Origin of the sequence: Acinetobacter sp. (assembly GCF_045628685.1) — a bacterium.
GTDB lineage: Bacteria > Pseudomonadota > Gammaproteobacteria > Pseudomonadales > Moraxellaceae > Acinetobacter.
In genome coordinates this window covers 20,512-35,508 of record NZ_JAZQPV010000126.1, presented here as the reverse complement: position 1 = coordinate 35,508, position 14,997 = coordinate 20,512, and the positions used below count along the sequence as shown (strand labels likewise).

General features: G+C 41.1%; 14 protein-coding genes and 1 pseudogene. 11 read left to right on the top strand and 4 right to left on the bottom strand.

Going from position 1 to position 14,997, the window contains the following annotated elements:
• The first annotated feature begins 2 nt into the window (after window positions 1–2).
• From panC to yjgA, 4 genes are read left to right on the top strand one after another with little or no spacing between them, the layout of a single operon-like run.
• Entirely contained in the window at window positions 3–848 is an 846-nt protein-coding gene (gene panC / locus ACKI4H_RS16020; RefSeq protein ID WP_407307469.1) for a pantoate--beta-alanine ligase, read from the top strand.
• A 24-nt stretch (window positions 849–872) separates the two neighbouring features.
• Window positions 873–1,724 carry an RNase adapter RapZ gene (rapZ, locus tag ACKI4H_RS16015; RefSeq protein WP_407307467.1) on the top strand — a complete coding sequence of 284 codons (852 nt, stop codon included), beginning with the start codon at window positions 873–875 and terminating at the stop codon, window positions 1,722–1,724.
• Window positions 1,721–1,990 (top strand): HPr family phosphocarrier protein, encoded by a 270-nt coding sequence (locus ACKI4H_RS16010; RefSeq protein WP_407307465.1) that lies wholly within the window; start codon window positions 1,721–1,723, stop codon window positions 1,988–1,990. The genes rapZ and ACKI4H_RS16010 overlap by 4 nt, the downstream gene beginning before the upstream one ends.
• Window positions 1,991–1,992: 2 nt before the next feature.
• Complete coding sequence (yjgA, locus tag ACKI4H_RS16005; RefSeq protein ID WP_407307463.1) at window positions 1,993–2,529, top strand: ribosome biogenesis factor YjgA; 537 nt, start codon at window positions 1,993–1,995, stop codon at window positions 2,527–2,529.
• A gap of 243 nt (window positions 2,530–2,772) precedes the next feature.
• Here yjgA and ACKI4H_RS16000 read toward each other — a convergent pair whose 3' ends face one another.
• The gene (locus ACKI4H_RS16000) at window positions 2,773–4,413 is read right to left on the bottom strand and encodes an acyl-CoA synthetase (RefSeq protein ID WP_407307461.1); all 1,641 of its coding nucleotides are present in this window, start codon (window positions 4,411–4,413) and stop codon (window positions 2,773–2,775) included.
• Window positions 4,414–4,653: 240 nt separating this feature from the next.
• Between ACKI4H_RS16000 and ACKI4H_RS15995 the strand changes: the two genes are divergently transcribed.
• The 4 genes from ACKI4H_RS15995 (at window position 4,654) to infC (ending at window position 9,827) form a co-directional block, all read left to right on the top strand.
• Window positions 4,654–5,937 (top strand): D-arabinono-1,4-lactone oxidase, encoded by a 1,284-nt coding sequence (locus ACKI4H_RS15995; RefSeq protein WP_407307459.1) that lies wholly within the window; start codon window positions 4,654–4,656, stop codon window positions 5,935–5,937.
• 12 nt (window positions 5,938–5,949) lie between these two features.
• Window positions 5,950–7,119 (top strand): alanine racemase, encoded by a 1,170-nt coding sequence (locus ACKI4H_RS15990; RefSeq protein ID WP_407307457.1) that lies wholly within the window; start codon window positions 5,950–5,952, stop codon window positions 7,117–7,119.
• Window positions 7,120–7,347: 228 nt separating this feature from the next.
• The gene (thrS, locus tag ACKI4H_RS15985) at window positions 7,348–9,270 is read left to right on the top strand and encodes a threonine--tRNA ligase (RefSeq protein ID WP_407307455.1); all 1,923 of its coding nucleotides are present in this window, start codon (window positions 7,348–7,350) and stop codon (window positions 9,268–9,270) included.
• A 71-nt stretch (window positions 9,271–9,341) separates the two neighbouring features.
• Window positions 9,342–9,827, top strand: a complete 486-nt coding sequence (gene infC, locus ACKI4H_RS15980; protein ID WP_407307526.1) for a translation initiation factor IF-3 — start codon at window positions 9,342–9,344, stop codon at window positions 9,825–9,827.
• Between the two features lie 713 nt (window positions 9,828–10,540).
• On the opposite strand, the gene ACKI4H_RS15975 is transcribed toward infC, so the two are convergent.
• Entirely contained in the window at window positions 10,541–11,014 is a 474-nt protein-coding gene (locus tag ACKI4H_RS15975; RefSeq protein ID WP_407307453.1) for an Hsp20 family protein, read from the bottom strand.
• 316 nt (window positions 11,015–11,330) lie between these two features.
• On the opposite strand from ACKI4H_RS15975, the gene ACKI4H_RS15970 reads away from it, so the two are divergent.
• The 3 genes and pseudogenes from ACKI4H_RS15970 to ACKI4H_RS15960 all read left to right on the top strand — a co-directional run bounded on the left by ACKI4H_RS15970 (window position 11,331) and on the right by ACKI4H_RS15960 (window position 12,787).
• Entirely contained in the window at window positions 11,331–11,954 is a 624-nt protein-coding gene (locus ACKI4H_RS15970) for a glutathione S-transferase N-terminal domain-containing protein (RefSeq protein WP_407307451.1), read from the top strand.
• Between the two features lie 102 nt (window positions 11,955–12,056).
• Entirely contained in the window at window positions 12,057–12,347 is a 291-nt protein-coding gene (locus ACKI4H_RS15965) for a hypothetical protein (protein ID WP_407307449.1), read from the top strand.
• A gap of 15 nt (window positions 12,348–12,362) precedes the next feature.
• Window positions 12,363–12,787 (top strand): annotated as a pseudogene (locus ACKI4H_RS15960) (YqaA family protein).
• A gap of 50 nt (window positions 12,788–12,837) precedes the next feature.
• Here the strand turns inward: ACKI4H_RS15960 and ACKI4H_RS15955 are convergent.
• Together ACKI4H_RS15955 and ACKI4H_RS15950 are read right to left on the bottom strand one after the other, a co-directional pair.
• Window positions 12,838–13,572: an energy transducer TonB gene (locus ACKI4H_RS15955; protein WP_407307447.1), complete on the bottom strand. Its 735-nt coding sequence runs from the start codon at window positions 13,570–13,572 to the stop codon at window positions 12,838–12,840.
• Between the two features lie 103 nt (window positions 13,573–13,675).
• The gene (locus ACKI4H_RS15950; RefSeq protein WP_407307524.1) at window positions 13,676–14,932 is read right to left on the bottom strand and encodes an MFS transporter; all 1,257 of its coding nucleotides are present in this window, start codon (window positions 14,930–14,932) and stop codon (window positions 13,676–13,678) included.
• Window positions 14,933–14,997 lie beyond the last annotated feature (65 nt).

Genomic DNA, 14,997 nt, shown 5'->3' with positions numbered 1-14,997 from the left:
ACATGAAAACAGAAACTACCATTCAAGGATTAAATGCTTCACTGAGTCCAGCTCGATCGGCGCGAAAAATCATTGGTTTTGTTCCAACTATGGGCAATTTACACGAAGGCCATTTAAACCTGGTACGTGAGGCGCGTAAATTATGTGATGTGGTGGTGGTCAGTATTTTTGTCAATCCCATTCAATTTGGTCCAAATGAAGATTTTGAAAATTATCCGCGTACTTTAGAGCAGGACAGCCGTTTGTTGGCAGATGTGGGATGTGACATTGTTTTTGCACCTGGTGTCGAACAGATGTATGGCGATAAACCGCGTTTAACCAATATTAGTGTCTCTGAAATCACCAATGACTTATGTGGTTTACAGCGTCCAGGTCATTTTGATGGTGTAGCGGTAGTTGTGACTAAACTGTTTAATATGGTGCAACCGAATTTTGCATTCTTTGGGCAAAAAGATTACCAGCAACTGGCGGTAATTCGCCAATTTGTCCGTGACTTGAATATTCCCTTAGAAGTGATTGGTGTGCCGATTACCCGTGCGGAAGATGGTTTGGCCCTCAGTTCACGTAATGGCTATTTAAGTGCAGATCATCGTCAGATTGCACCGACCATTTTCCAAAGTTTAAAAACTGCCGAACAGAAACTCCGAAATGGTGTTGCGCTGACGGAAGTTTTGGAAAATATTAAGCATACATTGACACAAGCAGGCTTTATTTTGGATTATGTGGAAGCACGTACGCCAGAATTACAAAAAATGGAAGTCTTTGATCAGGATGTGGTTTTATTTGTCGCTGCAAAATTAGCGACAACACGACTGATTGATAACTTGCAAGTGAAGTATGTTGCGTAAGATTTAGTTAAGGACAGCCTTGCCATGAAGCGTATTTTAATCGTTACAGGACAATCCGGGTCAGGAAAATCGTCTGCCTTACAGGTGCTTGAAGATTTGGGATATTATTGCATTGATAATTTACCGCTGGCATTGCTGCCTGAAATTGTTGCTAAACTGGACAGTGAAAATAATTTAGAACAATTGGCTTTAGGGGTGGATGTACGCAGTACCCGCGCAGATCTGCAAGAGTTTGATCATGTTTTTGAACAGCTCCAGCAACATGGTTCGGTGGATATCATTTATCTGACTACTCAAGATCAACAGTTGATTTCGCGTTTTAGTGCTTCGCGTCGTCCACATCCCTTATCCAGTCGTTTTAAAAGCTTGAATGAATGTATTCAGGAAGAAAAAACCTTATTGCTTCCGATACACTTACGCTCAACAGTTCATATTGATACCAGTGATAAAAGTGTGCATGATCTAAAACACACTTTGTTGTCTAAACTTGGACAATCCGATAAATTAATATTAATTTTACAATCTTTTGGTTATAAACACGGTATTCCACTAGATGCCGATTATGTATTTGATGTCCGTCATCTGCCTAATCCGCATTGGGATCTGGAATTGCGAAAATATTCAGGTTTAGATTTACCTGTGCAACAGTTTTTACTGCAAAGTGAACAAACCAGCGAGATGTTCGAAGACATTTATCGTTTTTTAGATAAATGGTTGCCTGCCTTTGCAGAAGGGCATCGTCACTATATGACAGTGTCGATTGGTTGTACGGGAGGGCAGCACCGTTCAGTATATATTGTGGATAGACTCAAAAAGGCTCTTGAGGCAAAATGGTCTATTCAGGTCTTACACAGGGAAATGAAGCACTGGTCATGATTGACACAACTGTTGACGTAATTAACAAACTAGGTTTACATGCGCGTGCATCTGGAAAGCTAATTGAAGTGACCACCAAATTTCGTTCATCGATTCAAATTGGTAAAGGTGACAAATTAGTCGATGCAAAAAATATTATGTCCTTGCTGATGCTCGGTGCAGGCAAAGGCACAACTTTACGTTTAGTGCTTGAAGGTGTAGATGAAGAACAAGCTTTATCTGACATTCAGGTATTATTTGCAGCAAAATTTTACGAGGCAGATTAATCGTGGCACGTCGACCGCAACAGCGTTTTACTGAAGATGACTTTGAAACTTTAGAAGGGCGTGCAAGTAAAACCGAACAAAAAAAAGCAGTTCAGCGTATGGCTGCTTTAGGTGAACAACTCTCTGAACTGAATGTTAAGCAAATTCAGAAACTCCCTGTGGAAGAGCGTTTAATTGATGCGTTGCTAGAAGTACGTAATATTACGTCACATGAGGCACGCCGTCGCCAGTTTCTACGTATTGGTAAACTATTGCGTAATGAAGATGAGGCAATGATTTTGTCTTATTTAACGCCGCAACAAGGTGCGAAAAAAACTGCCCAATTGCAGCGTTGGGTTGACCGAATGATTGCACAGGGTGATCCGGCAATTAAAGAATTCATGAAAGCGCATAATGCGGCTGAACATCACCCAATTCGTCAGCATATCTTGCGTATTCAGCGTGATATCACAAAACAATTGCCTGAAGAACAAGTTGCTGCCTCTAAGTTGAAATTATTTAATTATATTCAGCAAGTGGCATTGATTTCAGATAATTAATTTTTTTGTTTCGTGATAAAAATAAAAAAAGGCGACCAAGTAGGTCGCTTTTTTCTTACCTTTTTAAAGATGAAAAGTAATGCTCCGCAAGGGGAGGGATTGATCTGTTGAAATTTTGATCTTTCAAACAGCTCATTAAGAAATGATCTCTTTTTTCGATGTATAAACTTCTCCCTAAACCTCTCCTAATAGGAGAGGGAGTTTTTGCAAGATGGAGAATTGTTCAGCAAGCATAGAAAGAAATTAATTAAACTCAGCTGTGGCACGTTCTTTTGCCCAATCACGCAAGATGAATTTTTGCAGTTTGCCGGTCGAAGTTTTTGGAATCTCGGTAATCACGACATCTTTAGGCACTTTAAAGCGGGCCAGATGCTCGCGGCAAAATTCAATAATCTCTTCTTCGGTGGCTTGGGAACCTTCTTTAAGTTCAATAAAGGCACATGGCACTTCCTGCCAACGTGGATCAGGCTTTGCAACTACTGCTGCAGTCAGCACAGCCGGATGCTGATAAAGCACTTCTTCCACTTCCAGTGAGGAAATATTTTCACCACCAGAAATGATCACGTCTTTGGAACGGTCGGTGATTTTGGCATAGCCGTCCGGCTGGCATACGGCCAGATCTCCAGTATGGAACCAGCCTCCCGCAAAGGCTTCCGCAGTTGCCTCGGGATTTTTCAGATAACCTTTCATCACGATATTGCCACGGAACATGATTTCGCCCATGGTCTGGCCATCGTGTGGAACTTCCTGCATGGTATCGGGATCAAGCACTTTCATGCCATCTTGTAATGGATATGGTACGCCTTGACGGGAGTGCAACTGCGCCTGTTCCTGAATGGATAAATCACTCCAGCCCGCTTGAGATGCGCAGAGTGCAGAAGGACCATAGGTTTCTGTCAAGCCGTAAACATGCGTCACGTTAATACCGATATTTCGCATGCCTTCAATGATTGCTGCAGGAGGTGCAGCACCAGCAACCATGACCTCGACACGGTGCTCAAGCTTGGTCTTTTTCTCTTCAGGCATGTTGATCAACATCGACAGGACAATCGGTGCACCACAGAAGTAATCGACTTTATGTTCAGTGATCAGTTTAAAGATCAGTTCAGCATCGACTTTACGCAAGCAGACGTTGGTTCCGCCGTTGGCCGCTATGGTCCAGGCAAAGCACCAGCCATTACAGTGGAACAGAGGCAGTGTCCATAAATAGGTAGCGCGTGGTGTCATGCCGCAAGCAATGATATTGCTGGCTGCATTAATGTAGGCACCGCGGTGATGATAGACCACACCTTTCGGATTTCCGGTAGTGCCGGAGGTATAACTCAAGCTGATCGCATCCCATTCATCTTGAGGTAAATGCCATTCAAAGTTTACATCGCCTTGGGCAATCCAGTCTTCATATTCGATTTGACCAATACGCTTGTCTTCACCTTCAAACTCTTCATCAGCCACATCAATCACATAAATGTCCTGTGACACCAGGGCGAGGGCTTCTGTCGCAAGTGCAGTAAATTCGGGGTCGACCAGTAATACTTTGCTTTCAGCATGTTCCAGCATAAAGGCAAGGGTTTTGGCGTCCAGACGTGTATTTAAGGTATTGAGGACTGCGCCCGCCATCGGTACAGCAAAATGTGCTTCAATCATGGCAGGGACGTTAGGCAGCAGGACCGACACGGTATCATTTTTACCGATGCCTAATTTTTGGAGCTGGTTGGCAAACTGACGGCAACGGTTATATTTCTCACGCCATGTGATCCGACGCTTTCCGTGGATAATCGCATTTTGATTTGGATAAATATAAGCTGCACGATCAAGATAGCGTAAAGGTGATAAGGCTACAAAATTCGCGGGGGTACGCGGTAATTCATCATATGCGCTAACCATGGTAAAACTCCGTTATATATTTATTTTCATATCCTGCTGAAAAGATATGTATTTCTTATAAATCTTGCATTTATGCTTTAGTCGAGTACGTTTTTTATAATTTTAAGTATTTGAATATTAATAAAAATATTTAACCCTGTTTAAATGTCTTGAACCCATGGGTTCCCATGTTTGATTTTTTAGGTATTTTACTCTAGTTGAGCAATTAAAATAATATGAGCCAAGGACGAATAAAGAATAATGAAAATACAACAGGCGGATAAAGGATGGCAGAACTGGTCGGGAAGCCAGCAGGCCCATCCTGAAATTTTTCAACCTCGCCATATGCATGAATTACATGATTTGGTGAAGTCACATGCCCAGATTCGTGTGCTAGGTGCAGGGCATTCATTTAGTGGATTGACCAAAACCAATGATGTGCTGCTTAATCTTGATCAGTTCAAAGGTGTCATTTCCTCTGATGAAGCTAAAAAGCAATGCACCGTGCAGGCCGGTACGCGTTTGTATGACTTGGGGAAATATCTGGCTCCGATCAATCAGGCTTTAATCAATCAGGGAGATATTGACCAGCAAAGTCTGGCTGGGGCGATTTCTACCGGAACGCATGGCACCGGAATCGATTTACCTTGCCTATCTGCTTTTGTGGAAGGCTTTGAATTACTCACCGCAGATGGGGAGCTGTTACAGTGTGATCGTCAGCAGAATGCCGAGATATTTCAGGCCGGACGTGTGGCATTGGGCAGCTTGGGTACATTGACCAAAATCACCCTGCAAAATCGGCTACGCTATAAATTAAAAGAACAGATTCGGCTATGTTCATTAAAAGAAATATTTGCAAATATAGATCAATGGAAGTATCAGCACCGCCATATTGAGTTTTGGGCTTTTTTGCACACTGAGACAGTCATGCTGAAAACCCTGAATGAAACTGATGATGCAGTTCAGCCAAGACGAGAGAGCTGGCCATCCGAAGATGCCTTGTTAACCCTATGCTCTGAACTGACGCGACTCTTCCCGAAGACCAATCCCTATCTGCAAAAAATGCTCGGCGTGTTTGTCAAACCGACCTGCTATGTGGATTGGTCAAACCTTCTTTTTCCAACCCCACGCAATACCAGATTTAATGAAATGGAATATCAGATTCCGGTCGATTCAGGCTTGCAATGTCTGGACGAGGTACTTGATGTTTTACGCAAACATCAAGTACCGATGTTCTTTCCGATCGAGTTCCGTTATGTCAAAGGGGACGATATCTGGTTAAGTCCATTTCATGAACGCGATTCGGTTTCGATTTCGATTCACCAGTTTTATAAACAGGATTATCACCTTATCTTTGATCTGGTTGAGCCGATTTTACAGAAATATCAGGGCAGGCCGCACTGGGGGAAATTGCATTCCATGACTGCTAACTCGCTACGTGATCTCTATCCGAAATGGGAGGATTTTATGAAATTACGTCAGCAACTGGATCCGCAGCAAAAATGGCTGAATCTGTATTTAAAACAATTGTTTTTGGCTGAATAGCAGGAGCGAGTAATGCATTCGAATTATTTTCAGCAACTGACTCAAGGCTTACAGCAGCAGGGGACTGGCACACCACAATTGATTCTGGATCTGGATCAATATCAAAAGAATCTGGAGGCTGTACAGTCAAAATTACCTGCGCAGTTAAAACCACGTCTGGTGGTGAAATCCTTGGCCAGTATACCGTTGCTTCAACTGGCCTGTGAAAAGCTGACTACCCGGCGATTTATGGTATTTCATTTACCCCATCTTTTAGAAATTATCAGCGCATTTGAACAGGTAGATCTCTTGCTGGGTAAACCGATGCCAATCCACGCGGTACAGCACTTTTATCAAAATTTCCCTGATCAGAAGGCACTGAATGATCAAAGCAATATTCAATGGCTGATCGATGATATAGAACGCCTGCAGCAATATCTGCAACTCGCTCAAAACCTGAACATCTGCCTGAACGTAAATATTGAAATTGATGTAGGACTACACCGCGGAGGCATCAGCAGTCAGGAACAGCTTATAGAGTTGCTCAAACTCATTCAGCAATATCCAGATGCTCTCAGACTTTCGGGGCTGATGGGCTATGATGCGCATGTAGCAAAACTGCCTAAAATTCTGAAAAGTCCCGAAAAAAGTTATCAGGAATCGCAGCAAACTTATCAGCAATATAAAAATATTATTCAGCAGCAATTCCCCGATTTATGGCATGCCGACTTATGTTTTAATGGCGGCGGCAGTCCGACCTTTATGCAGCATTGCCAGCAAAGTGTCTGTAATGATCTGGCTTTTGGTTCCATGCTGCTCAAGCCGAGTGATTTTGATCTGGATAATTTGTCCGCTTTAAGCTGTGCTGTATGGATTGCTGTACCCATTTTAAAAGTATTGCCGTATAGCCAGATTCCAGGTCTGGAAATGCTGAATCATCTGCCACATCGATATAAAGCGGTATTTATATACGGGGGGTATTGGCAGGCAGATTATATCTATCCTGAAAAAAGTCGGCCGCATATGTTGTATGGCCGCAGTAGTAATCAGGAAATGTTGCAGGTGCCTGCACAGTGCGAAATTCATGTAGATGATTATGTGTTTTTAAGACCGACACAAACTGAAGCCGTAATTCCGCAGTTTGCCCGGCTCTATGTCTATAGCGAGAGAAAATTTATTGAGTGGGATACTTTTCGGGAATAATAAAATTCTAAATTAAAAAAATGAGCTTAAGTTTTTTAAAATCAGATAGGGTTTTGGTTGTAAATCTTATTTTTATTGGGGAAAAGGTTTAATCATGCGGCCAAGCCGTGTAAAATTCGAATCGATTTTTATTTATCCACCGTTTTTATCTTTTGAGGTTCTCCCTCGATCATAATCTCGCGGTGATATGCCCCATGGTACGGGGCATCACTCCTTAAGGATTTTCTTATGCCAATTATCACATTACCCAATGGCGATCAAAAACAATTTGATCACGCCGTATCTGTGATGGACGTTGCTTTAAGCATCGGCCCCGGTCTTGCAAAAAATACAGTTGCAGGTCGTGTAAACGATCGTCTTGTTGACGCATCCGACTTGATTACTGAAGATGCAACCTTACAAATTATCACGCCAAAAGACGAAGCAGGCGTGGAAATTATCCGTCACTCTTGCGCGCATTTGGTTGGTCATGCTGTTAAGCAATTGTTCCCAGAAGCGAAAATGGTAATTGGTCCAGTCATTGAAGAGGGTTTCTACTATGACATCTGGATGCCGCGTCCGTTTACCTTAGATGACATGGCAGCGATTGAAGAGCGTATGAAAAAGCTCATCGATCAAGACTATGATGTCATCAAAAAAATGACACCACGTGACGAAGTGATTGCAGAATTCACTAAACGTGGCGAAGAATACAAATTACGCTTGATCGAAGACATGCCTGAAGAAACTCAAATGGGCTTGTACTACCATCAAGACTACCTGGATATGTGCCGTGGTCCGCACGTTCCAAATACTAAATTCTTAAAATCGTTCAAACTGACTAAAATCTCTGGTGCTTACTGGCGCGGTGATGCGAAGAATGAACAGCTACAACGGATCTACGGTACAGCATGGGCGGACAAGAAACAGCTTGCAGCGTATGTGAAACGGATTGAAGAAGCAGAAAAACGCGATCACCGTAAAATTGGTAAAGCGCTTGATTTGTTCCATATGCAAGAAGAAGCACCGGGTATGGTGTTCTGGCATCCGAATGGCTGGACTATTTATCAAGTGCTTGAACAATACATGCGTAAAGTTCAGCAAGACAATGGCTACGAAGAAATCCGTACCCCGCAAGTGGTGGATTTTACACTTTGGGAAAAATCAGGACATGCTGCAAACTATGCAGACAACATGTTCACCACGCATTCTGAGAACCGCAACTATGCGGTAAAACCAATGAACTGTCCTTGTCACGTACAAGTGTTCAATCAGGGCTTGAAGTCGTACCGTGATCTTCCAGTACGTCTTGCAGAATTTGGTTCATGTCACCGTAACGAACCATCGGGTTCACTGCACGGCATTATGCGTGTACGTGGATTTACCCAAGATGATGCACATATTTTCTGTACCAAAGAACAGATTGGTCAGGAAGTTGCAGACTTTATCAAATTGACACTAGATGTATACAAAGATTTTGGCTTCGAAGAAGTACAAATGAAATTGTCGACTCGTCCTGAAAAACGTGTGGGTGAAGATGCACTTTGGGATATGGCGGAAAAATCTTTGGCAGATGCTTTAGATGCTGCTGGTCTTGAATGGGATTTACAACCCGGCGAAGGTGCATTCTACGGGCCGAAAATTGAATTCTCGTTGAAAGACTGCTTAGGTCGTATCTGGCAATGTGGTACTATTCAGTGTGACTTCAATTTACCAGGGCGTCTAGACGCATCTTATGTAACAGAAGATAATGATCGTGATCAGCCTGTAATGCTGCACCGTGCGATTCTTGGTAGTTTTGAACGATTTATTGGTATACTTATTGAGCACTATGCTGGTTTCATGCCACCATGGTTATCACCAGTTCAAGCGTGTGTTATGAATATTACCGATTCACAAGCTGAGGCGTGTGAGTCAGTCGTCGCTAAACTTAAAGAAAGTGGAATTCGTACCATTTCAGACTTGAGAAATGAGAAAATCGGCTTTAAGATTCGTGAACGTACTTTAGAGCGTATTCCTTACTTGCTGGTTCTTGGAGACCGTGAAGTAGAGGAAGGTACTGTGAATGTCCGTACTCGCTCAGGAAAAAATTTAGGTACTATGTCAATTGATGCCTTCGTTGACCTAGTGAAAGCAGCCGTAGCCGAACGTGGCCGGTATATTGTGGAGTAAGAAAGATTAAACAGCCTGACCGTAACCAACAACAAGGTGCTAAAAGCAACCGTCCTGCATTAAATGATGAGATTCGTGCAAAAGAAGTACGTCTCGTTGCTGCAGATGGTGAACAAAAAGGCATCGTTTCACTTGCTGAAGCGTTGCGTGCTGCAGAAGAAGTTGAGCTTGATCTTGTTGAGATCGTTGCTAATGCAGAGCCACCTGTTTGTAAAATCATGGACTTTAACAAACATTTATTTGATCTGAAGCAAAAGCAAAAAGATGCGAAGAAAAAACAGCATCAAGTTCAGGTTAAAGAAATTAAGTTACGTCCTGGTACAGACATTGGTGATTACAACATCAAGTTACGTGCAATTCTTCGTTTCCTAGAGGAAGGTAACAAGGTAAAAATTACCTTGCGCTTCCGTGGTCGTGAAATGGCTCACCAACAATTAGGTCTTGCTCAATTACAAAAAGTTGAAGCAGATGTAATTGAATACGGTACAGTCGAACAAGCACCAAAAATGGAAGGTCGTCAAATGGGCATGCTCATTGGACCGAAACGTAAAAAATAAGCACACGTTGTCCATTGATAAAAAAAGCCCTGCGAAAGCAGGGCTTTTTTTTGTGTCTAAAGTTTTGTTTTTAAATTCCAATATTGAGTTAGAGGATTAGTAATTTGTATAGATTGCTGTGCAGAAAATATAGCTAAATTAATCACCGTAAATTTATGTCTTATCGTGTTGAATATATTCTTTTGAATAAAAACAAATTCAACCGTGCCGTAACGCTCATTAAACTATTGTTCAGATTTAGGGGTGGTGAAGTGTTTGAGTTTGCGTCTAATGTAGGTATAAGGGAGGCATATTTCTGATTAAACTGGCTATTGAAATATCTTCACGCTTGATTGACCATAAGATGGGGATACCAAGCACACTGTAGTAAATTTTAAATTCGGTAATATGAAGTCGTATATTCCATGAAGCGAGTGAAATTAGCAGAAAAACCAGCATATATAACAAAGAACTAGGGCTTTCTTTCGCAAGGGTGGTTAAAATATCAAAGAAAGGTATTTCATTATCTTTGCCCATTTTCCAAAAAATCGCTAAGACACCTATTGGACATATTAGAGTCACAACTGAAAAATATCGGAAAATAATAATTGGAATTGAAACGCTATACCCTTGAGATGACATTGTTTGTAAATTTTTTATGTATTATTCAATTTAATCTATAGATTTTTAGAAAAAAAGAAAGACCCAAATGGGTCTTTCTTTGGTTTTTAGATTTATTCGGAATTGACCGTTTTTTCAGCGGATTGCTGATTTTCAGTCATTATCTTTTTGCTAATCGGAATCTGGCGTGGCATTGCTTCTTCAGGAACAGAACGCTGCAAATCTATTTGCAATAAACCATTTTCATAATTTGCTTGTTGTACCTCAATATGTTCATCTAAGCGTAACGAAAGTTTAAATGAGCGACTGGCAATTCCTTTATGTAAAAATTCAACAGTACTATCTGACTTTTCTTCAACAGCTTTACCACTAATCGTGAGTAACTGATTTTCAAGATTAATCTCAAGCTGATCTTCATTAAAGCCAGCTGTAGCAACGACAATTCGATAGTTGTTTTCACCTGTTTTTTCAATGTTATAGTTCGGATAATTGGGTGTATCACTTTGCATTGCGTAATCAAATAGATCATTGAGACGGTCAAAACCAATGCTACGACGGAACAGCGGAGTAAGACTGAAATTGCTCATTGATATAACCTCTTGAGTTCAAAAAAATTTATAAACAAGATTGCAATTCTGTTATGCATTACATCAACAGTAAGTAAAACAGTATCTGAAAAGGTCATTATCGTGTGTTATATATTGTACTGTTTTGAGTGCTTTCAAGAATTCAAATTCCAAATTCTTTATTTTAAAAAATTAATAAAAACAATTATTTATGTTTTTATATTTTGTGTTTTAAACTTCAGTAAAGATTAATGATTTATCAATATAAAACATGATATAAGTATGTACACAGTTCAATAATGTCGTGTAGAACGAGAACGGCAAAAAGGTAGAGAACATGATTGATCTATATTATTGGGGAACGCCCAATGGTCATAAAATTACAATTGCTTTAGAAGAAATGGGCTTGGATTATCAAATTTTTCCCATCAATATTATGGAAAATGATCAGTTTCAACCTGACTTTTTACGTATTTCTCCAAATAATAAAATTCCGGCCATTGTCGATCAGGATGGACCGCGTGGTGAAGCTATTTCAGTATTTGAATCTGGTGCAATTTTACAATATTTGGGACGTAAAACCGGCCTGTATTATCCAGAGGAAGAACAGCAACGCGTTGAAGTTGAACAATGGCTGATGTGGCAAATGGGTGGTTTGGGCCCGATGCTTGGGCAGAATCATCATTTTGGCAAATTTGCACCTGAAAAAATTCCCTATGCAATTGATCGTTATGTAGCTGAGACCAAACGTTTGTATGGTGTGTTGAACAAGCAGTTGATTGGTCAAAAGTATGTGGCGGGTGAATATTCAATTGCCGATATGGCAATTCTGCCATGGATCTTGCGTTATGAATGGCAGCAAATTCAACTCGAAGATTATCCATATGTAAAAGAATATATTGAGCGTTTAACAGCACGCCCGGCAGTACAACGTGCTTTGGCTATAAAAGTGAATGCCTGAAGGCGAATTTGATCCATGTTTTTTATGCTAAGATTGCGGAATAACACCGCTTAAATCTCGCAAAAATAAACCACCCGTTGCGGTGGTTTTTTATTGGACCTCATGGCTATGAATGACTTTTTCTTAAATTTGACCCGTATTATTGAAACAAATAAGAAAATTTATTGGGCAATTATCTTTGGTATCGCAGTGTGCTTATTGTTCTTTATTGCTGAAGTCGTGCATATGCAGTCAGTGGCAGAGGCGCTAAAAGCCAATGATCCAGCCATCTCTAAAGAAATTTTTCGCGTGATTGCGCATCGGTATGACTTGGCACGATGGTCAGTGATGGCCTTATTTATTGTTTGGTCAGTTTATGAATATCAATCTACCAAGAAAAAACTCGGTCTTTAAACTGTTGTTCGCCTAATGCTGTCATACGCTTTACTGTTTATTTCTGCTTTTGGCGCAGCGACTTTATTGCCATTATAGTCTGAAGCAATTTTATTAGCTTTGTTGGCCAAAGGCAGTCATTCAGTTGTTGGGCTGCTGTTTGTTGCAAGCTTGGGAAATATTTTGGGTTTCTATGTAAACTGTTGGCTAGGTTTTCAAATTGGACATTATAAAGATAAAAAATGGTTTCTGTCTATGAGCAGAAAATGTTGAAAGCACAGGAAAGCTATCAAAATTATGGCTACTGGTCATTGCTATTGAGTTGGGTTCCGGTTATTGGGGATCCGATAACCCTGATTGCCGGCTTGCTCAAAGAAAACTTTTGGCGTTTTTTATGTATAGTGAGTGTCGCGAAAGTTGGGCGTTATTTATTTATCTATGCCGCTTTTTCCATGTTTTAAAAAAGAGATGCATGACACATCTCTTTTTATTGCCTGGACTCGTATTTAAATTACCGACATTGATTTAAATCAAACTTGATCTCATCTTTAAGGGACGATTTTTTATAAACCCAGTATTTACGCGGTACATCTACTTCTGCATTTGAGACTGCACGTACAATTTGCTGGTCTAAAGCGTAGATGCCTGAGCCTTTTTTCACTTTTACTTTTTTCACATCACCGTGATTATTGACTTTAAAGCTGAATTTTACCGCACGATTATGTCCATTGAGTTGTTCAGAGTCGATATCTAAACTCGGTTGAGCACGATAGGAAAAGGGTGCTTTCTTGTTGTGCTGCTGAGTCTGCCAGTTCTCAGAATTAAAGGTGTATTGGCAAATTTCTGCATCGTCTTCTTGGCTTAGTTTAAGGCTAAAGGTTTGATAGCCAATTTGTGGAAGGGCAGTATCCTTTTCAAAATGAGGTTTTACATGCGCATCACGAATGGCTTTAATTAACAGCTCATCTAAATGGGTTAAGCCGGTACTTTCTTGTACGCTGGCTTTGCTGATACTGCCTGTTTCATCGGCATAGATCCGGATAATCGCACTACGATTTTGATCTTTTAAATCTTCATTTTTATAAGAAGGACGTGGAAATTTGGTCCACTGAATGCGCGTGGTTAAATGCGCCGGAAGGGCTGCGCTTTTCTGAACCGAGAGTTGTTGGGGTATTTGGGGTGTAGCGCTGTAAGTAGCACTTAAGGGTAAGCTTATAAGTAGAGAAAAACACAGAATTTGCTTCATAGATATTTATTTCTTTAATCAAGCCAGAGGTTGTAGCGCTAACGGAGCATTTTAAGTGCGAAGTATTTCCTGAATTAGAAATACTCGCAAGTCTAAAAGTGAATTAATGGATTTGATCTTCACCTTTTGTGATATCTACACCAAATAAATCACGGGTTTTTGCCCAGCTTATTGTAACCACCACCATGGTCATACAGCCACCAAAGACCGTTGCCATAATGGTGCCCATATATTTTGCTGCTAAGCCAGATTCAAATGCCCCCAGTTCATTGCTGCTAGAGACAAACATGCCGTTTACTGCCGCAACACGTCCACGCATATTTTCCGGCGGGTAAATCTGTAAAATCGTTTGACGAACCACGACTGAAATACTGTCGCAGGCCCCGGTCATGGCTAAAGCAAACAGGGATAGCCACATATTGTTGGAAAAGGCAAACAGCAGCGTAAATACCCCAAATCCCGCCACGGCAAGCAGCATATTGCGCCAGGCATTTTGAGTGGGTGGAAACTTGGTGAGGGCAATCATGGTTAATAGTGCACCAATAGAAGGTGCGGCACGTAAATAACCTAAGCCTTCCGGGCCTACTTTTAAAATATCTTCTGCAAAAATCGGCAATAGGGCAATCACGCCTCCAAAGAGAACAGAGACTAGATCTAGAGAAATTGCCCACAAAACAATCTTGGTTTTCCAGATAAAGCGGAAACCATCGCCCAAACTTTCGATTAAATTATTCGTTTCAATTTTTGGAAAAATGCGCTTTTGGAGCAGGTTAATTAAAATAAAACAGATTGCCAATAGCACTGAAACAGCAAGCAGACTGGTTTCGCGACCTAAAAACGCCAACATGAAACCGCCGAGCATGGGGCCAATAATCACACCACTTTGCCAACCAATGGTGGTCCAGGCTGCACCATTTGCATATAAGTTACGTGGAATCAGAAAGGGTTTAAGGGAGGTAGCAGACGGATTGTAAAACCCGCGAATCGTGCCCAAGCCAAAAATAACCGCATAAATTCCCCACGACAGGGTATTTATCCCAATTTCACCTAAACCATAACGATGAAACAACCACCATAAAACCAAAGGTAAGGGCACTGCAAAAAACAAACACACTTTCATGATGGTCTGTTTGTTGAAGCGGTCAGCAAAATAGCCACCCCATAAAGACAAGGTGATAAACGGAATTGCTTCAGCCAAACCGATTAAACCTAATGTCAGGGGATCTTTGGTGATTTGATAAAGTGAATACGCAACAATAATTTCTTGAATTAAAATGGCGATAGTCAGGCAGAACTGGTTTATCGTGACGATAGAAAAATCGCGATAGCGTAGCGCTGCAAAAGCATCCGGTGCGGGAATCATATTGGTCCAGTGTTCTTATGTCGTGATAATTATAATGTTGACCGGTTGATTTATTAATAAAA